General features: G+C 72.2%; 17 protein-coding genes and 1 pseudogene. 4 read left to right on the forward strand and 14 right to left on the reverse strand.

Features of this window, described 5'->3' with window-relative positions; genetic code table 11:
* Nucleotides 1–49: 49 nt before the first annotated feature.
* A complete protein-coding gene (locus WME73_RS18220; RefSeq protein WP_437746708.1) occupies nt 50–340 on the forward strand; it encodes a hypothetical protein in 291 nt (96 codons plus the stop codon).
* A gap of 75 nt (nt 341–415) precedes the next feature.
* Here the strand turns inward: WME73_RS18220 and WME73_RS18225 are convergent, their stop codons facing one another.
* The 4 genes from WME73_RS18225 to WME73_RS18240 all read right to left on the reverse strand — a co-directional run bounded on the left by WME73_RS18225 (nt 416) and on the right by WME73_RS18240 (nt 3,844).
* Nucleotides 416–1,279: a heavy metal translocating P-type ATPase gene (locus WME73_RS18225; RefSeq protein ID WP_437916500.1), complete on the reverse strand. Its 864-nt coding sequence runs from the start codon at nt 1,277–1,279 to the stop codon at nt 416–418.
* 343 nt (nt 1,280–1,622) lie between these two features.
* Complete coding sequence (locus tag WME73_RS18230) at nt 1,623–2,111, reverse strand: amylo-alpha-1,6-glucosidase (protein ID WP_437916501.1); 489 nt, start codon at nt 2,109–2,111, stop codon at nt 1,623–1,625.
* A 230-nt stretch (nt 2,112–2,341) separates the two neighbouring features.
* The gene (locus WME73_RS18235) at nt 2,342–2,776 is read right to left on the reverse strand and encodes a DUF6184 family natural product biosynthesis lipoprotein (RefSeq protein ID WP_437746711.1); all 435 of its coding nucleotides are present in this window, start codon (nt 2,774–2,776) and stop codon (nt 2,342–2,344) included.
* A 198-nt stretch (nt 2,777–2,974) separates the two neighbouring features.
* Nucleotides 2,975–3,844 (reverse strand): hypothetical protein, encoded by an 870-nt coding sequence (locus tag WME73_RS18240; RefSeq protein WP_437746712.1) that lies wholly within the window; start codon nt 3,842–3,844, stop codon nt 2,975–2,977.
* 250 nt (nt 3,845–4,094) lie between these two features.
* Between WME73_RS18240 and WME73_RS18245 the strand changes: the two are divergent.
* A pseudogene (locus WME73_RS18245) lies at nt 4,095–4,865 on the forward strand (AI-2E family transporter); the annotation flags it as partial.
* A 240-nt stretch (nt 4,866–5,105) separates the two neighbouring features.
* On the opposite strand, the gene mnhG reads toward WME73_RS18245, so the two are convergent.
* From mnhG to WME73_RS18290, 9 genes are all read right to left on the reverse strand, one after another.
* The gene (gene mnhG / locus WME73_RS18250) at nt 5,106–5,486 is read right to left on the reverse strand and encodes a monovalent cation/H(+) antiporter subunit G (RefSeq protein ID WP_437746713.1); all 381 of its coding nucleotides are present in this window, start codon (nt 5,484–5,486) and stop codon (nt 5,106–5,108) included.
* Nucleotides 5,476–5,757, reverse strand: coding sequence for a monovalent cation/H+ antiporter complex subunit F (locus WME73_RS18255; protein WP_437916502.1), 282 nt, complete (start codon nt 5,755–5,757; stop codon nt 5,476–5,478). Before WME73_RS18255 ends, mnhG begins: the two co-directional genes overlap by 11 nt.
* Before the next feature lies 1 nt (nt 5,758).
* On the reverse strand, nt 5,759–5,896 hold the full coding sequence (locus WME73_RS18260) for a hypothetical protein (protein ID WP_437916503.1): 138 nt from the start codon (nt 5,894–5,896) through the stop codon (nt 5,759–5,761).
* 86 nt (nt 5,897–5,982) lie between these two features.
* Nucleotides 5,983–6,321: an NADH-quinone oxidoreductase subunit K gene (locus WME73_RS18265; protein WP_437916504.1), complete on the reverse strand. Its 339-nt coding sequence runs from the start codon at nt 6,319–6,321 to the stop codon at nt 5,983–5,985.
* A complete protein-coding gene (locus WME73_RS18270; protein ID WP_437916505.1) occupies nt 6,318–8,450 on the reverse strand; it encodes a proton-conducting transporter transmembrane domain-containing protein in 2,133 nt (710 codons plus the stop codon). The genes WME73_RS18265 and WME73_RS18270 overlap by 4 nt, the downstream gene beginning before the upstream one ends.
* Nucleotides 8,451–9,326: 876 nt before the next feature.
* On the reverse strand, nt 9,327–10,874 hold the full coding sequence (locus WME73_RS18275; RefSeq protein ID WP_437916506.1) for an ATP-binding protein: 1,548 nt from the start codon (nt 10,872–10,874) through the stop codon (nt 9,327–9,329).
* 348 nt (nt 10,875–11,222) lie between these two features.
* Entirely contained in the window at nt 11,223–11,588 is a 366-nt protein-coding gene (locus tag WME73_RS18280; protein WP_437916507.1) for a hypothetical protein, read from the reverse strand.
* On the reverse strand, nt 11,585–12,577 hold the full coding sequence (gene floA, locus WME73_RS18285; RefSeq protein WP_437746719.1) for a flotillin-like protein FloA: 993 nt from the start codon (nt 12,575–12,577) through the stop codon (nt 11,585–11,587). The genes WME73_RS18280 and floA overlap by 4 nt, the downstream gene beginning before the upstream one ends.
* Nucleotides 12,577–13,971, reverse strand: a complete 1,395-nt coding sequence (locus tag WME73_RS18290) for an NfeD family protein (RefSeq protein WP_437916508.1) — start codon at nt 13,969–13,971, stop codon at nt 12,577–12,579. Before WME73_RS18290 ends, floA begins: the two co-directional genes overlap by 1 nt.
* Nucleotides 13,972–14,792: 821 nt before the next feature.
* On the opposite strand from WME73_RS18290, the gene WME73_RS18295 reads away from it, so the two are divergent.
* A complete protein-coding gene (locus WME73_RS18295) occupies nt 14,793–17,033 on the forward strand; it encodes a bifunctional alpha,alpha-trehalose-phosphate synthase (UDP-forming)/trehalose-phosphatase (RefSeq protein WP_437916509.1) in 2,241 nt (746 codons plus the stop codon).
* A gap of 159 nt (nt 17,034–17,192) precedes the next feature.
* A complete protein-coding gene (locus WME73_RS18300; protein ID WP_437746722.1) occupies nt 17,193–18,956 on the forward strand; it encodes a DUF389 domain-containing protein in 1,764 nt (587 codons plus the stop codon).
* 31 nt (nt 18,957–18,987) lie between these two features.
* On the opposite strand, the gene nhaA is transcribed toward WME73_RS18300, so the two are convergent.
* Nucleotides 18,988–20,394: a Na+/H+ antiporter NhaA gene (gene nhaA, locus WME73_RS18305; RefSeq protein WP_437916510.1), complete on the reverse strand. Its 1,407-nt coding sequence runs from the start codon at nt 20,392–20,394 to the stop codon at nt 18,988–18,990.
* Between the last annotated feature and the right edge of the window lie 56 nt (nt 20,395–20,450).

Below are 20,450 nucleotides of genomic sequence, written 5' to 3' on the forward strand. Positions count from 1 at the left end.
GCGAGCGCGGTAGGCAAGCGGTCCCTGGGTCGAGCTCACCCTGCGGCTCTTGGAGCTGAAGGGAGAGCTCCTCGGGAGCGGCGCCGCGTCACCACCAGATTCGCCGGTGTTTGCGGCGGGAGCGTATCGCCACCGCCGCCACGGCCCTCACGGCGATCACGGCGGCTGCCACGCGCGCGGCTGGCCCTGCGCGCGCGGCGGCTCGCAGGCGATCACGGCAGCGCTCTCCGCCTATTTTCGCTCGTTCGGCGGAGAGATCGAGGTGGGGCGGCGCGTCGTGTCCGTCGACGAGCTGCCGGCGGGTACTGCCATGTTCCTCACGGGGGGATGCTGGACATGACCGCGGCGATCGAGGCCCAGATCGAGCGCTTTGCCCCCGGCTTCCGGGACCGCATCCTCGGCCGGAGCGCCCCCGTCAGGCTCTTACGATCTCGCGCGGGGCGCGGCGCCCGACGCCCCGAGGGGCTCGCCTCGGCTTCGCGGCGGCTGCGCTCGCGCGGGCCAGGCGCTTCGGCTCGTAGCCGATGAGGCGCGCCGAGTTGAACACGACGAGGAGCGTGCTCAGGTTGTGGAGCACCGCCGCGATGAGCGGGTTGAGCGCGCCCATCGCCCCGACCACCAGGCCCCCTGCGTTGACGCCCAGCGCGATGCCGTAGTTCTGGCGGATAACATTGAGCGCCTGGCGGCTGAGGCGCAGCGTTGTGACGACACCGCCGATGTTGTCGGCCGCCAGCGCGATGTCCGCCGCCTCGATGGCGACATCGGAGCCGGCCGTGCCCATGGCGATCCCCACGTCGGCCAGCGCGAGCGCCGGCGCGTCATTGATGCCGTCGCCCACCATCGCGACGCGGAGCCCCTTCGCCTTCAGCTCTCGAATCCACGCATACTTCTGCTCGGGCAGCAGCTGGGCCCGCCGCTCCGTGAGCCCCACGGCGCCGGCGACCGCGCGGGCTGATTCCTCCATGTCCCCGGTCAACATCGCGAGCCGCTGGACGCCTTCGCGACGGAGCTCCGCCAGCGATGACGCCACGTCCGGACGGATCTTGTCGCGCACGCCGATGAGCCCGATCAGTCGGCCCTGGTGGGCCACGTACATCTCGGTCTCGCCCTCGGCCGCGTGCTCGGCGTAAAGCGCCTCGGCCTCGGCGGATACCGCGATGTCGAACTGCTGCATGAGCCGGCGGTTGCCCTCCCTGCCGCGACTCGCGCGCGGCCGCCTGCTGTTCCCGCCACCGCCGGTACACCTCGGGCTCCAGCGGGGGAGACGTGAGGGCGGCACGGAGCTTCGCCTCGATCGCGGCCCGGGTGAGCCTGGGGTCGCAGCGCAGCAGCAGCCGCCCTGTCACCGGATTGGCGTAAACGTTTTTGAGGCCGGCTTCCTTTTGAAGCGCGATCTCCACGGCTGCCGCATGGCGGGGATGGTTCTTCAGGCCGGGCGCCTCCCACCGCATCCGCCCCTCGATCGCGGAGCGCAGGTGCAAGCGCGCTCTGCGCTTCGTGCTCGGAGAGCCCGGGCTCTCGCCGACAACAAGAAGACTCATGCGCTTGCCCGCTCGTGCGCGTGGGCATGAGCGTGAGCCTGGGCCTCCTCGCCCGAGGACGACTCGGACTCGTCGCCGAGCTCAGCCTTCCAGAACAGTGCCGTTCGGCTTGAGAAGGAGGAGCGAGGCGAGCATGGATGGGACCGCCCCCGCGGCCCACGCCTGCGGATGACATGCGACCGGGTAGCGGACCGGGCCGCCGTACTCATCGCGCGCGAAGCCGCAGAAGAGCTCGGGCAGCCGGTACATCCGAAAAACCATGGCAGCCCTCACGATGCCGCCGAACACGCAGCGCGCCTCGCGGTCGAAGCCGTAGCGGCGCAGCCCCGAGACGATCAGGGCGTTGTCGTGCGGCCACACGGTCCCGCGGTGATAGGATATCGGGTTGTAGCCCTGCTCGTCCGCTGCGAGCGTGCGGATACCCCAGCCCGAATACATGCTCTCCGAGAGCAGCCTCTCCGCGGTCGTCCTCGCCCTCGCCGGCTCGGCGATGCCGGCCCACAGCGCGTGGCCCGCATTCGACGAGCAGACCTCGGCGCGGCGGCCGCCTGGGGGACAGGAGGTGACCATCGCGCATCCGGAGCTCGGGGTTCGAGAGCTGGAAGGTGCCTGCATGGCCCGCTTCCGCCTCCGGCCGGATGCCGTCGAGTTCGATGCAATCTGCTCCGGGGCCTGGCCGCGGCCGGCGCTCGCTCTCCGGGTCACGTTGCACGGATCGACTCATGAGCTCGCATCGCGCTCCGTTGCGTGCGCTTGACGTGCCTTACGTACCTTGCGATTGCCGTGCCGCGAGAGCGCGGCTAGGGAGTGGCTCGGCAGAGATCACTGGAGCGGCAGGCGACGATCCGGCCGAGGGTATCGAACGGATTGTTGCAGTCGTCGTTGCGGATCTCCTGCAAGCACTCGTTCAGCTCCTTGGAATCGATGCCGCCCGGGCACTCGGCGAAGTTGAGCTCGTCGCGCCACTCGGCTCGGATCCTGATGGCGCAGGCGTCCTTGCTCGCATACTCGCGGCCTTGGCCGACGTTGTTGCACCGCGCCTCGCGGTCGCACCGCGCCGCGACGATGCTATCGACCGCGCTGGCGACCGCCGTCCGCGGCAGGGCCTGGGGGCCCTCCGGGGGGCGCGTCGTCCCGAGCGCCCTTTCTTCTCGATCACATCCCGTCGCGAGCAGGGTCGCCGCCGCCGCGAGGACCAGGCCTACTACCGATGTCCCATGGTTCGTTCGCATCATCTCTTCCTCCCCAACCAGCCCGATCGCGCAGATCGGGCGCTGTCCAGTGCGCCGCGATCGCGCGATGGTGGTGCCTCTCGGCCGGAGCACATCCACCTCGATGGCGACATCCCGGATTGGACGGCGTCATCAGGCCGCGCGATCGCGATCCAGGCGGGCGCCAGCAGGGCACGCCGGCCGTGGCGAGCGCGTCACCTGCTACTGCGCCGCGGGCGGCTGGACGCCGAGCCGCTGCACGAGTTGCCCCATCGCCCTGGCCGCCTCTTCTTCTGTGAGCTGTCCGTCGTTGTTGGTATCGGCCATGGCGAAGGCCACCTTGGCCGGCCCCTGGAGCGCTGCCTGGAACTCCTGCGACGTCAGGCCCCCGTTCCGGTCGCCGTCGGCTGCCTCGAACGCCGACCGGCCCAGCGCCCGCGCGCCCTCCCACGCCACGCCGTTGGCCTCGGCGCGCGAGAGGACCCCGTCGCGGTTCTGATCGGCCGCGCGGTACAGGTCCTCGACCGCGCCGCGGGCCGCGTCGCGCGCCTCGGCGATGGCGAGCGGCTTGCCGTAGTCGACGTCGAACAGCCGGGCCAGCGTCGCGAAGGGGCTCTTGCCGGTCGTCTTGCGCGCCTCCTGGAAGAGCGCGGCGGCCGCGGGGTTCTGGTCCATGAACTCCGCTCGTACCTTCCGGCCCTCCTCGGGCGTCACCACCGCGTCGCCGTTCTCGTCGGCGCGAAAGAAGAAGCCGCCGACCACGACGTTCGTCAGGCCGAGCGCTTCGTCCTTCGAGAGCGCCCGGTCCTCGTTCGCGTCCGCCAGCGCGATGAGGCGGGTCATGGTGGCCTCGATCTCGGCCTCGGGGCGGCAGGACAGCACGCCGCCAACCTCGACGTCGGCCGGAGGAGCCTGCCGCGCTGCGCTCTCCGGAGGCGCCTGCGCGCCTCGCTGCTGCTGTTGCGCCGGAGGTTCCTTCTGCAGGTTCTCCCCGAGGGCCTCTCCGCGCGGCTCATCGGTTCGACAGCCGGCGACGGCCACGATCAGAACCGTCCCCGACCAGAGCATCCGCGTGCTGGTTTTTCGCAACATGCCCCGACATCTTGCGATTGGCGTGCCTCTGCCGACGCCGAGCTCGGCTATCGCACGCAAGGGACACCGCGGAACGCTTCGCCGGCAGGGATCGGCCGGCACGAGACGCCGGGCCGGCGACGCCACCACAGGCTCGATATGCGCTGCGGCAGGCGCCTCGGTGCCCCGCACGCCCGTCCAGCGACGGGCAAGCCTACAAGCGACGGTGCTCCCGGAGCGGCGCCGGGTACGGCCGAGCGCCGTCACCGTCATGCGCACTCGTGAGCTGGACTCGAGAGCCCCGGCGCACGCCCGCCGCACGCCAGGCTGGCACGAGCGCGCCCTCGGTGGCTTGACGTGCGACCCTGCCGGCGGAACAGGCGTGTGCAGAGGCGCAGCGGCGCGCCCGCGGAGCCGATATGTGGAGCGGAAACCGGCTTCGGACGCCGACGGGCCCGGGCAGGCGCGATCGAGCGCCATCGCCGCGCTCGCGACCGTGGCGGTGATCGTGCTGCTCCTCTGGGTGCTCCGGGCCGTGTTCGACGTGGTCTTCCTCGTCTTCGCGGCGGTCCTCCTGGCCATCGTTCTGCGCGGCATCGGGGACTGGCTGAGCCGCCATATCCCTCTCTCGAGCGGCTGGGCGCTGGCCGTCACCGTCGCCGCGCTCGCCGCCGCCGTCACGGCGGGCGCCTGGCTCATCGCACCGTCGCTCGCCGCGCAGGTGGACGAGCTAGCGCAGCGCTTGCCCCAGGCGGCGCGCCGCGCCGCCGAGCACGCCGGGCGGTACGCGTGGGGCCGCGAGCTCGCCGAGCGCCTCTCGGACGTCCAGCTCCTCCCGCACGCGCGGCAGGCCCTCCTCGGCGCCACACGCCTGCTCTCGACCACGCTCGGCGCCCTTGCGGGCGCGGTGGTCGTCCTGTTCCTGGGCCTCTTCCTCGCGGCCGAGCCCGCGGCGTATCGCAAGGGCCTGCTCCGCCTCGTCCCCGTCGCGCGGCGGGCCCAGGCGTCGACGGTGCTCGATGGCATGGGGCACCTCCGCCGCCGATGGCTGCTCGGGAGGCTGCCCTCCATGGCCGTCGTGGGCGTCATGACCTGGATCGGTCGAGTACGACGTGGGCATCGGCTACGGCGACGACGTCGAGCGCGCCAAGGCGCTCATCCTGGAGGCGCTCCGGAGCGTGGACGGCGCAGGAGCCGCGAGACGCGGCTCCGTCGGGCCGGGGAGAGCGGCGCGATACCGACGGGGGCGCGCCTTGACCAGCGTCTTCCGGTCGGCGTTGGCTCACCCGTCCTCCTTTCCTTTCACCTCCTCCGCACGCTCGGGTTCGCTGCGCAGGCGCTGCACGGAAGGCCCGTACTCGTCGACCCGCGTGCCGGGCGCCCGCACGCCCCTCCGGTACGCCGCTCGTGCGAGGATGTGCGCGCCCACGGGCGCGGTCACGCCCACGAAGAGCAGCACCAGCGCCGCCTTGGTCACGCTCGTGAGCTCCTGGAAGTGCAGCGCGAGCGCGGCGAGCAGGAACGCGAGCCCCAGCGTCGCAGCCTTGGTCGGCGCGTGGATGCGCGCATAGAAGTCCGGTAGGCGCAGGACGCCGAGCGACGCCACGAACATGAAGAACGTCCCCGCCACGGCGGCGGCGATCTCGAGCGCGCTAGCGAGCAAGGGAGCCCTCCAGGTAGGCGGCCAGCGCGATGGTGCCGATGAACCCGAACAGCGCGGTCACCAGCACCATGTCGATGAACGCGTCCGTAGCGAGCAGCATCGATGCCACGAGCGCCACGCCGACGACATTCATCAACAGGCAATCGAACGCGAGCAATCGATCGAAGTTCGTTGGCCCGCGCGCGACGCGGATCGTGCAGAGCCCGATGCCGACGCCGAGCACGAGGAGCGAGGCGAAGAGGACGGCGGACCGCGGATCGACGCTTCCCATATCATTCCTCCAGCGATGGCGGCAGCCCGCGGCCTGCGGCGCGCTGGATCAGACGGACGAATCGGCGCAGCCGGCCGCGCAGCTCCGCGGGATCGCGCGCGTAGAGCGCAATCGCGCCGAAGCCCACGAGGAAGCCCATGACCAGTCGCCCCAGAGAGAACTCCCGCCTGGAGCAGGACCCAGACGATCGCGAGGAGCAGGTTCAACGCGAGGTGGTTCATCGGCTCATCGTCGCTGCACGAGGACTGCGTCCACGTACGGCGTCACTTCCAGGAGCGTGGTTGCCGTCCGCTCGAGGTGCGCGAAGACCGGCGCCGCCGCGAGGATGAACGCCTGCGCGAGCGGATCGGCCGTGGGGCGGGCGAGGGCGGCGGCCGGATCTTCCTCCGGGATCAGCGGCGGCGCCGCGCCCACGGGCATCCCCGAGGCGGTCAGCACGAAGAGGTTCACGCCGTTGGACAGCAGGAAGAAGCCCATCGCCACGAGCTGCACGTCGCGGGACAGCATGAGATACAGACCCGCAGCGAGGAGCACCCCGGCGGCGATCACGGCGGCTCCGATCACAACGGCGCCTCCGCGGCGAAGGCGTCGAGCACCTTGATCGCAGCGCCTACCACCGCGAGATAGACCCCGACGTCGAAGAGCCGCGTCGTCGAGAGGCGGAGCGCGGGGGCCTCGGCGGCGCCGATCGGCACGTGGTAATGGGTCAAGAAGCTCTGGCCGCGCGCGACGGCTGGCAGCCCCGACGCCGCGGCGACGAGCAGGCCGATCCAGGGCATCCGGCAAGCGAGCGGGGGGAGCGCGGCCCGCACGGTGCCCGCGCCCAAGGCCAGGGCCGCCAGGACGAACGCGATGGTCGTGACGAGCCCGGCGATGAAGCCGCCGCCCGGCGCGTCGTGCCCGCGGAGCAGCAGGAAGAGCGCGAAGACGACGATCAACGGGAGCACCCCGGTGGCGACGTAGCTCAGGAAGGGCGATCGCATGATCCGGACCCCCCTGGCCTGGACGTCGGCGCCGGCTCGCGCCGCGGGCGCAGCGCCGCCACGCCGAGCGCGGCAACGGCGAGCACCGTGATCTCGCCGAGCGTATCGGCGCCCCGGAAATCCACGAGGATGACGTTGACGACGTTCCTTCCGTGGGCCTCGGGGAGCGACAGCGCGAGCTGATCCGCTCCGGCACGGGCACTCGGAGGATGGACACCGGTGTTCCAGGCGAGGGAGCATCACCGCCAGGTAACGTGGCAGTCCCCCGGCCTGTACGGCTCGACCGGCCCAGCCCGAGAGGCGGAGGACGACCCCGGAGATGCGGTCGGAGAGGATCTGTGTCTCCGGCTCGCTGGGGGGCTTCGCGTGCCGCCTCCAGAGGAGATAACCGCCCGCCCCCAGCGCGATCGTGATCAAGCTGAGGGCGAAGAGGGCGTCCACGTGGTGCCACACGGCCAGCCACCCCAGCCGCTCGGCTCCGGGATCGAGGAGGGAACCCAGCCACCCGGGAGCCAGCCCGCCGATCACCTGCGGGGCGAGCAGAAGGAGGGGGACGACCAGCAGCCATGGCGAGAGCTGGTGCCTCGGGTGGCCGCGACCTTCGGGCGGGATGTCGGGACCCCAGAACGAGCTGACGAAGAGCTTGAGCGCATAGGCGACGGCGAAAGCCCCGCCCACGAGGGCCGCCACGAGCGCGACCACGCCAGCCGGAGATCGAACCGTGAGCAGCGCCTCGTAAAGGATCTCTTTGCTGATGAAGCCGAGCACGAAGGGAAAGCCCGCCATGGCGGCGGCGCCAAACCCGATCAAGACCCCGGCGACCGGCTCGCGCCGGAACCAGTGCTCCTCCTTCAGCACCGATAGATCGCGTGTCCCCGTCACCTTCTCCATCCAGCCGACGAGCAAGAACAGGGAGGACTTGTACAGCGCGTGGTTCGCGATATTGAGCAGCTCACCGCGCGTCCCTGTCCTCGCATACAGGCCGTAGAGCGCGGTCAGCACGCCGAGGTATGCCACCGTGCTGTAAGCGAGGAGCTTCTTCAGGTCCCAGGCCCGGACGGCGTCCCATCCGGCCACAACGAAGGTGGTGAGCCCCACCGTGACGAGGACGGGAGACCAGGCGGGGGACGCATGAAACACCGGGAACAGGCGGCCTATCAAGAAGATACCGCCCTTCACCATCGTGGCGGAGTGAAGATAGGCGCTGACGGGCGCGGGCGCGGCCATGGCGCCCGGGAGCCAGAAGTGAAACGGGAACTGCGCCGATTTGGTGAACGCCCCGGCGAGCAGGAGGATGAGCGCGGTGACATGGGCCGGGTTCGCCACGATCTCGCCCGCGCGCGGGGCGAGATCGGACAGGTTGTAGGTGCCGGCCATCTGCCCGAGCAGCACCACGCCGGCGAGCATTGCGAGGCCCCCTGCGCCCGTGACCAGGAAGGCGCGGACCGCGCCGCTCCGTGCCTCCGGATCGGTGAAGTCCATCCCGATGAGGAGAGCGGACGCGATGGTGGTCAGCTCCCAGAAGACGTAGAGGAGCACGAGCGAGTCCGAGAGGACGACCCCGATCATGGCCCCCATGAACGCGAGGAGCGTCGCCCAGTAGGCGGGTTTGCCCTTCGGTCCTAGGTATGCGCGGCTGTACTGGACGACGCCGAGGCCCACGCCCGCGACGAGCAGCACGACGAAGGCGCCGAGGCGGTCCAGGCGCAAATTCGCCGTGATCCGTCCATGCGAGGGTCGGTAGCATGCGAGAACCCTTGTTGCCGAACGGGGTACGCCCCCCCCTGGCATGTGGCTACGCTCTGCCCTGCATGCCGCCATGGGCTCTCCGATCTCCGCGCGCGCTCCGCGCAGACCATCGCGCCCGTGGGCGTCGGCGCCGCATGCGTTGAGCCGCGGGCTCGCTGCGCGAGTTCGAGGCTTCTGCCGGCGCATAGGTCGCGGGCACGCACACGGCGCTGCACGGCAGGCTCGGCTGAAGGATGGTGCGCCAAACGGGCGCGCGCCACAGGCGACCTTGCGACGGATCGCGAGCGAGGATCAGGAGATCGACCTGCTCTCGCCAGGCCAGGCGGAGCAGCTCGGCGGCTGGATGACGGGTGATAATCTCGATCTGTGATGTCGGCCCGTCGAGCGAGCGCGGTTCAACCGTGCTGCGAGCTCCGGCCAAGGGCCTGTCGCGGTAGGGATGCACGACGCCTCGGGTCGCCGCGGCAGACACGAACCGCGTCCAGAAGCTCACGGGGCCGAGCTCTCGGTGAAAGGTCGCGACGAGCGCTTCGAGCGGCCCCGCGCCGTCGAGCTCGGTGAGCCAGCCCAGAGCGGCTCGAGGAGAGTCAGAGGGATCGAGCCCTACCAGGACGCGCAAGCAGCGCTCGCCTTGCAGCCAATCGACCAGGCGATCGGAGCCCCGGTGACCAGCACCGGGACCGGCGAGCTCCGGAGTATTCAGCCACCCCGTGCGCCGGCGTGATTGCGTCTCGTCAGCCATGTCCCTGGACATCCGGGCTGGGGACGTCCAGCGGTAACTGACGATGTCGAGCGGATCGTCGTCATCGTCGCGGCGGATCTCTCGCGTACGCGCGCTCAGCTTCGCGGCGTCGATGCCGCCCGGGCGCTGGGCAACGCCGCGCCCTCCACGAGGGGCAGCTCGAGGCGGAAGACCGATCCCTGGCCCGGCGCGCTGCTCACGCCGAGTGATCCGCCGTGCGCCTCGGCGATGCGCCGCGCGAGCCACAGCCCGAGCCCCACGCCGGGCACCAGCTCGCGGCACCCGCCGACGCGGCGGAACGGCTCGAAGATCCGCTCGACGTCCTCCGGCTCGATGCCGATGCCCTGATCGGCGACCGTGACGAAGGCACGATCGCGGTCCTCTCCCACGGAGACGGTGATCTCTCCTCGCTGAGGAGAATACTTGATGGCATTGCTGATGAGGTTGTTGAGCACCTGCGCGATGCGCGACGGATCACAGCGGGCGGCCACCGGTCCCGCGGCGCTCGAGACGATGATCTCATGAGCCGATGACAGAGGTCGGAAGAGCTCCGCCGCCTCGCGCGCGAGCTCGCGCAGATCGCAGGCCTCCAGCTTGAGCTCGATCCGGCCGGCGTGGATCCGGGTGGCGTCCAGGAGGTCGCCGACGAGCCGATCCATCCGAGCGACCTGCCGTGCGACGAGATCGTTCGCCCGCCGGGCATGCTCCGCGGTCGGCGCCGGGCCGGTCGGGTCGAACCTGCCGACCTTCATCTGGAGCGCCGTCAGCGGGTTGCGGAGGTCGTGGGCGACGCCGGCGATGAAGGTGAGCTGATTCTCCTCCTGGCAGACCAGCCTGTCCGCCATGCGGTTGAACACGCCCGCGATCGAGCGCAGCTCCGCGGGCCCCGTGGCCCGGGCGCGCGCGGTCTTGTCGCCGCGCGCGAAGCGCTCGATGGCCCGCTCGAGCTCCGACAGCGGGGAATGGACGAAGCGCTCCAGGGCGACGAGCGACGCCACGATCGCGATCGCGGCGAGCAGGGCGACCCCGATACTCAGCACGTTCGCCGTCGAATTCCAGGCGGCGGCCTGGCGCATCGCGGCCTGGGCCTGCCGGCGCTTCTTGTCGACGAAGTCCTCGAGGCTCGTCATCGCGGCGTCGAGCAGGGGCGCGGAGGTCCGGATGGCTTCGCCCGGCGTCACGCGGCGCTCGAGGAGGGCCCTCTGGGAGGCGAAGTATTCGTGCATGCGCTGCTCCACCTCGTGCAGCAGCAGCTCCTCCTCCCGGCTGCGGACGTATTTGCGTACCTCGACGAGGCGCCGCTCCGCGCCGGCGACGATCGCCCCCAGCGCAGGCCGGGCGTCCTTGGCGGACGTGAGCGCGCCCTCCGCCGACGCCAGCGCGAGGTTGCTGAGGCGGTTGTACTGGGTCATCTGCTGCTGCAGATCCATCGCCAGTCGTACGCTCTCGACGCTGTCGTCAATGAGGCGCGACGTCCGGTGCAGGAACGTGGTGAGCAGGCCCATTCCCGCTGCTGAGAGCAACAGGAGCGCCGCCATGAGCGCGATCATTCTCCGAACGATGGATCGGAGGCTCGCCCCGCCCGCCTCCGCGCCCGACCTCGGCTGTCCATCGTCGGGCGGGCGCTGATGATTCGCGGACATGGGAGGCATTATGACAGCGGCCCCGCATCGCGTCGGCGGCTTCGAACGCCGGCCGGCCCGGCGCCCGCGCGCCCTTCCAGGCCACGGCGCAGGCGCCGCGCTTCACGTGCCCTGACGTCGTAGGAACGCCGCTCGCAAGCCCGCGGTGGCGCGAGCCGCATCTCGTCCCCCTCGGGCGGGCCCATGATGAGCGGGTCTGGATGTGCCGAGCTCGAGCATGATGATCACGGTCCCCAGCGGTGTCGCCGCTTCCGCCGGATAGTCACCTACGGCGCGGCGCGCCCGTCCTCCACACCAACACGAAGCTGCGGCGACGGCAGACACGTGCGGCGAGCGCAGCTCGTCCGCTCAGCCGTCGCGGTCCAGCCTGCGATCCAGGATCTCCGCCAGAGCAAACGCCTGTCGCAAGCTGTCCCGATGGCGCAGCGCGCTTCGCAGTTTCTCGTGCCGCGACACGCGCGCCCCGGCGCCCGCGTCGGAGACGCCCGTCGTCGACGGCGCCCCGGTCTGCGCCGCTGGCGGCGGCGCGGCGGGCGCGGGTCGGCCGGTTGCTATCTCGTCGTACGGCGCACGCAGCATCCCGCCATACGGCGCGCGCGGGAGCGCCCCGCCTTCCTGACGCCGCACTCGCGTCCTGCCGAGCGCCGCGCCGAGCCAGGAGATCAGAGCGAAGAGCAAGAAGAGCGCGAGAAGCAGCAGGTCCACCAGCGTCACGGGTGCCCTCTCCGCTCGCGGAGCGCCTCCGTGGTCCCGTCGGCGCTGCTCATGTCCGAGGCGATGGCGCCGCGCATGTCGGTGTCCGCCTGGACGTTCTTCAGCCGGAGATAGTCCATGACGCCGAGGTTCCCCCGGCGGAACGCGTCGGCCATGGCGCGCGGCACCTCGGCCTCGGCCTCGACGACCCGCGCCCGCATCTCCTGCTCCAGCGCGACCGCCATCGCGCGCCGCTCCTCCGCCTTGGCCTGGGCGATCTGCTTGTCCGCGTTGGCCTGGTCGATCTGCAGCTTGGCGCCGATGTTCGCGCCCACGTCGACGTCCGCGATGTCGATGGAGAGGATCTCGTACGCCGTCCCCGCGTCGAGCCCCCGCGAGAGGATGTTCTTCGAGATGTGATCGGGGTTCTCGAGCACCTCCTTGTGCGTGGCCGCCGATCCGATGGTGCTCACCATGCCCTCCCCGACGCGGGCGATGATCGTCTGTTCGCCCGCCCCGCCCACGAGCCGCTCGATGTTGGTCCGGACGGTCACGCGGGAGACCGCGATGAGCTGGATACCGTCCTTCGCGACCGCCGCGACGCGCGCGGTCTCGATGACCTTCGGGATCACGGACATCTTCACCGCCTCGAGCACGTCGCGGCCGGCCAGGTCGATGGCCGCCGCGCGTTTGAACGGCATCGGGATGTTCGCCTTGTCGGCCGAGATGAGGGCGTTGACCACGCGCACCACGTTGCCGCCGGCGAGGTAGTGCGCCTCGAGGTCGTTGACGGAGATGTCGAGCCCCGCCTTGACGGCGCTGATGCGCGCGTTGACCACCGTGCCCGGCGGGACGCGCCGGAACCGCATCCCGACGAGCGTGAACAGCCCGACATACGCGCCCGAGGCCCAGGCCGCGATCCAGAGAGGGACCGGGATCATGTAGAGCCCGAGAAACATCGCCGCCAGCACCAGCAGGACGAGCCCGACCAGGCCCAGATCGACACCCATCATCCCCTCATCCCCCCATCCCCTTGCGCCGCGGTCCGGCGCACGACGACGCGGTTGCCGTCGACGCGGATCACCTCGACCGCCTCTCCGGCCGCGATGTACTCGGCTTCCGACACCACATCGATCCGCGCCCCCCCGATGTGGGCGATCCCGGCCGGCCGGAGCGGCGACGCGGCGACGCCGCGCTCGCCCACCAGCGGTCCTCTGGCCTGGGCTGGCGGGCCGCCGGCGACGTCCGCGCCGAGGCTCGTCGCCAGGATCAGCCGCTGCCCGAACGGGAGCCGCGGCAGGAAGCGCAGTGCGACGAGCACGCCGGCCAGCGCCAGCGCGATGGACAGCGCGACCTGGGCGACGGCCTCGAGGGCGCGCTCGATCGTCACGCCCGCGCCGACCAGGCTCATGCTCAGGCCGGCGAGCAGCGCGATCGTGCCGAGGACGCCGGCGACGCCGAAGCCGGGGATCACGAACACCTCCAGGGCGAGGAGCAGCACGCCGGCCACCGCGAGCGCGATCTCCTCCCAGCCGACGAGGGCCAGCAGCCATTGCGCCCAGAAGAACAGCACCAGGCTGGTGGCGCCCACGAGGCCCGGGACGCCGAACCCCGGCGTGCGCAGCTCGATCAGCAGGCCCATCATCCCGAGGCTCAGGAGGAGCGAGCTCATGACAGGCGTCGTCAGGAACCGGAGCGCACGCTCTGCCCAGCTCGGCGACAGGTGGCGGAGCTCCGCCCCCTCGAGGCCGAGCCGGGCGAGCACGGCATCCATGCCGTCCGCCCGGGCGTCCGCGACGCCGAGCGCCAGCGCCTCGGCGGTCGTGAGCGTGAGCAGCTTCCCCGGCCCCACGACCCCCTCGACGGCGACGTCCTCGTCCACCATCGCCTCGGCGAGCTCCGGCGGCCGGCCGCGGCGCTCGGCGGTCGAGCGGAACTCCTTCCTGACGTACGAGGTCGCCTTCTCCCCGGCGGGCTCCGCGCCCTCCGCCCCCGCGCGCACCGGCGCCGCGGCGCCGAGGGTCGCGCCGTCCGCCATCACGATCTGCTCTGCCGCGAGCGCGATGAGCGCGCCCGCCGAGATCGCCCGTTGATCGACGAAGACGACGGTGCGGAGCGGGGTCGCGAGCAGCGCGTCGCGGATGGCGATGGCCGCGTCGACGCGACCGCCGAGCGTGTTCGTGGGCAGGATCAGCGCGCTCGCCCCTGCCGCCTCGGCCGCGCCGATGGCCCGCTGGACGAAGGCGGACAGCCCGGCGTCGATCTCGCCGTGGATCGGCGCGACATGGACGATCGGCGCGGCCCCGGCCCGCGCCCTCGACGTGAGGAGCGCGGAGACCAGCGCGAGCACGCACGGAATCCAGCGCGGCAGCCGCGCCCACAGGCGCCTTCCCGTCAGCGACACGCGTCACCCCCGGGCGGAGACCTAGAGCGGCGATCGCCTTGGCGAAAGGCGTCGGCGTGCGCGGCGAGGTCCCCAGCCTTTCGGGCATCTCCACCATGCGCAGACTCTTCAGCCCCGCAGCGTTCGCGCCCATCCGTCGGGTGTGGAGGCGATCTGGCGGGCAATCTCTCGCCTGGCCCATCATGACGCCTGCGCTCACTGGGTAGGCTGCGACAGGCGCCGCCGTGGCTCCTGCCCAGACGCAGCGCGCTCCGAACGCGCCCCCGATGATCCGCGATCACCAGCACCGCACGGGCGCGCCCCGATGGCCGCGCGCGGCCTCCACGGCGTCCGCCCGCTGGCCACCGCCCATGCCGGGCACAGACGATAACTGCTCGAACCACCCCGTATTGTTTTTGCGTGTGGAGATTGTTCTCCCCTTGCAGCGGCGCGCCGTGTCGCTGCCGCCAGAGATCCGCGACATGCCCTCATACCTGCCGGTCCAGCAACCCGCGTTGCCCTCCATCGGCGCTCGACGCGCCGCGACACTCCGGCGCCGCGACGTGGGGGATCGATCGACGCGCGACGCCCCCCGGCGTGCCGGATCAGCTTGCGCGACGCCGCGCGACATGTTTTGAGTTCAAAGAATTCGTTCGGCCGCTCGCCCGCGGCGATCCCGCGGTGGGCGTCGCGCCCTGTTCGTTTCCGACGGCTCGCGGCACCGCGCCTCGCGGCGCGCGGCTCGTCCCTGCGCCGGCGCGCCTCGCGCCCGGCGGATGAGGGAGGTGCCGCGCCTCACGCCCGGGGAGCGGCGCCTCGTCGCCGCCAAGGAGGGGAGTTCCATGGCCCGACTGCTCATCGTCTCCAACCGTCTCCCGATCAGCGTGCGCGTCGACCGCGGCGCGCTCTGCCTCACGCGCTCCTCGGGCGGCCTCGCCGCCGCCATGCGCGGCCCCCACGAGCGGCACTGCGCGGTCTGGATAGGCTGGCCGGGCAGCGTCGCGAGCCTCTCCCCGGAGCAGCGGAGGGACGCCGACGTGGCGCTCGCCGGGATGCGCGCCGTGCCCGTGCACCTCGGCGCCGCGGAGCAGCACCGCTTCTACGACGGCTTCTCGAACGGCGTCCTGTGGCCCCTGCTCCACTACCTGCTCGACAAGGTGAACCTCGACGCCGAGCTCGACTGGGAGGCCTACCAGCGCGTCAACGAGCGCTTCGCCGACGTCGTCGCCGCGCAGTACACGCCGGGCGACGCGATCTGGGTGCACGACTACCAGCTCCTGCTCCTCCCGGCGCTCCTCCGGCGGCGCCTCCCCGGGGCGCGGATCGGCTTCTTCCTCCACGTCCCGTTCCCGTCCGCCGAGGTCTTCCGCATCCTCCCGTGGCGGGAGCAGATCGTCCGCGGGCTGCTCGGCGCGGACCTGATCGGCTTCCACACGGCCGCCTACCGCAGGAACTTCGCGGCGTCGGCGGCGCACGTGCTCGGCGTCGATCCGGGCGAGGCGGTGATCGAGCACGACGGGCGCACGGTCGCGCTGGGGGTCCACCCCATCAGCATCGACGCCGCCGAGATCGAGCGGCTCGCGGACCACCCCGGCGTGCGGGAGGAGGTGGCGCGCATCCGCGCCGAGGCGCGCGGCCGCAAGATCGTGCTCGGGATCGACCGGCTCGATTACACGAAGGGGATCCCGCGCCGCCTGCTCGCGATCGAGCGGTTCCTCGAGCGCGAGCCGGAGCTGCGCGATCGGGTCCGCTTCCTCCAGCTCGCCGTGCCCACGCGGGAGATGGCCGGCGCGTACACCGACTTCCGGCGGATCGTGCACGAGATGGTCGGCCGCATCAACGGGCAGTACGGCACGACGTACGCGACGCCGATCCACTACATGCACCGCTCGCTGCCGCTCGAGCAGGTGGTCGCGCTCTACCTCGCCGCCGACGTGATGCTCGTGACCCCGCTGCGCGACGGCATGAACCTCGTCGCGAAGGAGTACGTCGCCGCGCGGGTCGACGACGACGGCGCCCTGATCCTGAGCGAGTTCGCGGGCGCGTCCTCCGAGCTCGCGGAGGCGATCTCCGTCAACCCGTACGACATCGGCTCGGTCGCCGCTGCCGTGAAGCAGGCGATCGCCATGCCGCCCGTCGAGCAGCAGCGCCGGATGGCGGCGCTGCGCCGCCGCGTGGCGACGCACGACGTCCACGCTTGGGCGCAGGCGTTCCTCGACGAGCTCGACCGCGCCGCGGCGCCGGAGCCCGCGGGGGCCGCCGCGCCGTCGCGCCGAGGGATGCCCGAGGGCGTCGTCGAGCGCATGCGCCTCGCGCCGCAGCGCGTGTGGATCCTCGACTACGACGGCACGCTGGTCCCGTTCGCGCCGGTGCCGGACCTCGCCGCGCCGGACGAGGAGCTGCTCGCGCTGCTCGGGGCGCTTTCCGAGCGCGACTGCGTGCACATCGTGAGCGGCCGCCGGCGCGCCGACATCGAGCGCTGGCTCGGCGCGCTGCCGCTCCACCTGCACGCCGAGCACGGCTTCTGGTCGCGGCCCAAGGCGAGCGGCGACTGGGTCGCGCTCGAGCCGGACGCCGCCGCCTGGAAGGGCGAGGCGCGGGCGATCCTCGAGGGCGTCACCCGGCGCACCCCGGGCAGCTTCATCGAGGAGAAGACGGTGACCCTGGCGTGGCACTACCGCACGGCCGAGCCCGAGCTCGGGAGCCATCACGTGCGCGAGCTGCGCGCGCGCCTCGAGGAGCGCCTCCCCATGGATACCCTGGAGCTCCTCGCCGGCGCGAAGGTGGTCGAGGTCCGGCCGCGCGGCGTCCACAAGGGCAGGGTGGTGCCGCGCATCCTGGACGATGTCTCGGCGAGGGCGGCGGTGATCGCGATCGGCGACGACCGCACGGACGAAGACACCTTCGCGGCGCTGCCGCCGTCCGCGTACACCATCCACGTCGGCAACGAGAGCAGCCGCGCCGCCTACCGGCTGCCCGACGCAGGCGCGGTGCGGCGCCTCCTGCGCTCGATCCACGCCGGCCACGCCGGCCACGCCGGCCACGCCGGCCACGCGGGGCTCGACGCCGGGATCCACGCCTGACCCGCGCCGGGGTCCACGCGCTTTCCACGCTCGTTCTACGCCTGATTCATGCCTTTCTTCCCGGCCCGAAGCCGCCGCCGCTCGCGGCGCGGCGCTGTCCACGAGCGGCCCGCGTTTCCCGGGGCGAGCGCGGCGGAGAGGCGCGTTATAAGGCGCGCCATGGATCGAGATCCCGGCCGTGAATCGCCCGAAGAGAGGCCGTCCGGGCAGCCCGCAGGGGCGGCCCTGCAGGACCGCATCGCGGCCGCGCTCGGCATCGAGCCCGAGGCCCGCGAGGCCCTCGTCCGGAGCATGCTGGAGCGGAGCGCCCGGGGGGCCGCGGGCTACTGGCTCCAGCTCTTCCTCGCCATGGGCATCGCCTCGCTCGGGCTCGTCCTCGGCAGCGGGGCGGTCGTCATCGGCGCGATGCTGATCTCGCCGCTCATGGGGCCCATCGTCGAGCTCGGGATGGGCCTCGCGATCGGCTCGCCGTTCCTGGCGCTGCGCTCCTTCACGCGCGTCGCCTTCAGCGTCGTCATGGTCGTGACGAGCGCCACGGTCCTCACGCTGATGCTGCCGTTCTACGAGGTGACCTCGGAGATCGCCGCGCGCACCTCGCCGACGGCGCTCGATCTGCTCATCGCGATCTTCTGCGCGATCGCGGCCGCCTACACCACCGCGCGGCCCGGCTCGGACACGACCTCGACGGCCGCGGGCACGGCGATCGGCATCGCGCTCGTACCCCCCCTCTGCGTGATCGGCTACGGGATCGGAACCCGGACGAAGAGCGTCGCGAGCGGCGCCGCGCTGCTCTTCACGGCGAACCTCTGCGCGATCCTCCTGTTTGCCATCCTCTCCTTCCTGCTCCTCGGCTACAGCGCCGTCAGCACCGCGGAGCTGGAGCACGCGGAGCTCGCGAAGCAGAAGCCGGGCGCGATCCGCCGCGTGGCGCGCGCGCTGCAGGTCTTCTTCGAGCTCCGCCACGGGTGGATCTTGCGCGTGCTCATGCCGCTCGCGCTCCTCGGGGCCGTGTATTTCCCGCTCCGGGAGGCGCTCGCGCGCGTGTCGTGGCAGGTGCGCGTCCGAACGGCGATCGTGCGCATGCTGGACGCGCTGCCGCAGAGCGCGGTGCGGTCGAACGTCTCGGTCGATCACGGCAGCGTCGTCGTGCGCCTCGTGATGCTCGGCCGAGCCGACGAGGCGGAGCGGATCGAGCACGCCCTGCGCGACCAGATCGCCGCCGTCGCGGGCATCACCCCGAAGGTCGACGTGATCGCCGTCCTCGACGCGAGCGCGCTGCAGGAGGTGGCGGCGTCGGTCAGGGCGAGCTCGACGCCCATCGACGTGGCGCCCAAGGAGCCCGAGCTCGTGCTCGTCCGCCAGGAGCTCGCGAAGTCGCTCGCCGGCGCGTGGCCGCACGCGGCGGGGCCGCTCGTCGCGTGGCGGCTCCGGTTCCCGGAGAACGAGCCGGCCGTCGTGGAGGTGGTGCACGTCGGTCCCGAGCTCGGCGCCCCGGCGGGCGACCTGCTCGGGCGCGCGCTCTCGCGCGAGGTCGGCGCGGAGATCGCCGTGCAGGACCGCGCCATCTCGCCCGAGCCGATCGTCGCCGAGCCGCCGGGCGGGTGGTCCTGGCTCCAGGCAGCCGGGCCGGCGCTCGCCTGGGTGGACGACGTGGAAGCGCTCCACGGGTGCGTCGAGGTGCCCCCGAACCCCGGGGAGAAGCCGAGCGGGGAGAAGCCGAGCGGTGAGCTCGACGCGGTCCTCGCGGCGCTCCGGTCGCTGCCGGCCCTCCGCTCGGATCGGGTGCACGTCCACCAGGGCGCGCGGTGGCGGGCGCTGGTCTCGATCTCGCCGTGCGCGCCGGCGGCCGCAGCGGCGCCGGCCGACGCCGCTGCGGACGCCGGCGCTCCGGCGGCCGCCGGTGCGGGCTCCGGCATCCGCTGAGGCCCGCCGCGAGGGCGGTCGCCCGCGGCGGCTACTGCTCCGTCGACGTCTCGGCCTCTTCGAGCGTCAGCGCCGCGCCGGGCGTCGGGGCCCCGGACAGCGCGAGCCTGCCGACGAGGAGCCCCACCACGGCCGCCACGCCCGAGGCGAGCAGGACGCCCAGCTTCGCCGCGGCGAGCATCGCGGCGTCGTCGAACGCGAGGCCCGCGATGAAGATCGCCATCGTGAAGCCGATGCCCGCGACGCAGCCCACGACCGCGATCCCGCGCCAGCCGACGCCGCGTGGCAAGGCGCAGACGCCGAGCCGGACCATCGCGAAGCTCGCGAGGAAGACGCCGAGCGGCTTGCCGGCGACCAGGCCGAGCATGACCCCGAGCAGGATCGTCCCCGAGGCCGCGTGGCCGAGCGAGGAGCCGTCGACGCGGACGCCGGCGTTGGCGAAGGCGAACAGCGGCATGATGCCGTACGCGACCCACGGGTGGAGCGCCGCCTGGAGCCGGACCACGGGCGGCAGCGCCTCGCGCTGGGCCTGCCGGATCCGCCCGAGGGGCTTGATCAGCTCGTCCGCGCGATAGCCGTCGCGCTTGGTGAGCGAGGCGACCCTGTCCACCGCGTCGCGCGCCGCGGCGACGAACCCGTCGCTGCCGAACCACGAGCGCACCGGCGTCAGGAGTCCGATGGCGACGCCGGCGATCGTGGGGTGGACGCCGGCGCGGAGCATGCCCCACCAGACGACGGCGCCTGGGGCCACGTAGGCGGCGGGCGAGCGGACGCCGAAGCGCTGGAGCAGCAGCACCGCGAGCACCCCGCCGCCCGCGACGAGCAGGCCGCTCCACGCGACGCCCGACGAGTAGAACAGCGCGATGACGATGATCGCGCCGATGTCGTCGATGATGGCGAGCGCGAGCAGGAGCACGCGCAGGGCAGGGGGCACGCGCTTGCCGAGCAACGCCAGGACGCCCACGGCGAACGCGATGTCCGTCGCCATGGGGACGCCCCAGCCGTGCCGCGAGACCGGCGAAGCGTTGAGCGACAGGTAGAGGAGCGCGGGCGCGATCATGCCGCCCACCGCCGCGGCGACCGGCAGCGCCGCGCGCTTGAGATCCGAGAGCTCTCCCTCGTGGATCTCCCGCCGGATCTCCAGGCCGACGACGAAGAAGAAGATCGTCATCAGCCCTTCGTTGATCCAGAAGTGGAGCGGCTGCGTGAACGCCAGCGAGCCCGCGCTGAGCGTGATCGGGACGTGCCAGAGGTGCTCGTAGGCGTCGCCCCACGGCGAGTTCGCCCACGCGAGGGCGACGGCGGACGCGATCAGCAGGACGATCCCGCTGGCGGCCTCGACGTGCAAGAAGCGCTCGATCGGGCCGAGGACACGCTCGGCGATGCGGCGCGCAGGGGCCCAGGTTCCGGGGGCGAGCTGAGACGGGGATTGGCTCAAAGGACCGCCAAGGCGCGAGCGACGTCGCGCGAGGGGGGGAAGGCGGCCCGACCGTC

The organism is Sorangium sp. So ce302 (genome assembly GCF_051530145.1).
Lineage (GTDB): Bacteria > Myxococcota_A > Polyangia > Polyangiales > Polyangiaceae > Sorangium > Sorangium cellulosum_B.

What these genes read in the sequence shown, in the direction of transcription:
- WME73_RS18230 (WP_437916501.1), bottom strand. Translation starts at nt 2,111, where the DNA reads ATGGTCACCTCCTGTCCCCCAGGCGGCCGCCGCGCCGAGGTCTGCTCG.
- WME73_RS18235 (WP_437746711.1), bottom strand. Translation starts at nt 2,776, where the DNA reads ATGATGCGAACGAACCATGGGACATCGGTAGTAGGCCTGGTCCTCGCG.
- WME73_RS18240 (WP_437746712.1), bottom strand. Translation starts at nt 3,844, where the DNA reads ATGTTGCGAAAAACCAGCACGCGGATGCTCTGGTCGGGGACGGTTCTG.
- WME73_RS18255 (WP_437916502.1), bottom strand. Translation starts at nt 5,757, where the DNA reads ATGGGAAGCGTCGATCCGCGGTCCGCCGTCCTCTTCGCCTCGCTCCTC.
- WME73_RS18260 (WP_437916503.1), bottom strand. Translation starts at nt 5,896, where the DNA reads ATGGGCTTCCTCGTGGGCTTCGGCGCGATTGCGCTCTACGCGCGCGAT.
- WME73_RS18275 (WP_437916506.1), bottom strand. Translation starts at nt 10,874, where the DNA reads ATGTCCGCGAATCATCAGCGCCCGCCCGACGATGGACAGCCGAGGTCG.
- floA (WP_437746719.1), bottom strand. Translation starts at nt 12,577, where the DNA reads ATGGGTGTCGATCTGGGCCTGGTCGGGCTCGTCCTGCTGGTGCTGGCG.
- WME73_RS18295 (WP_437916509.1), top strand. Translation starts at nt 14,793, where the DNA reads ATGGCCCGACTGCTCATCGTCTCCAACCGTCTCCCGATCAGCGTGCGC.
- WME73_RS18300 (WP_437746722.1), top strand. Translation starts at nt 17,193, where the DNA reads ATGGATCGAGATCCCGGCCGTGAATCGCCCGAAGAGAGGCCGTCCGGG.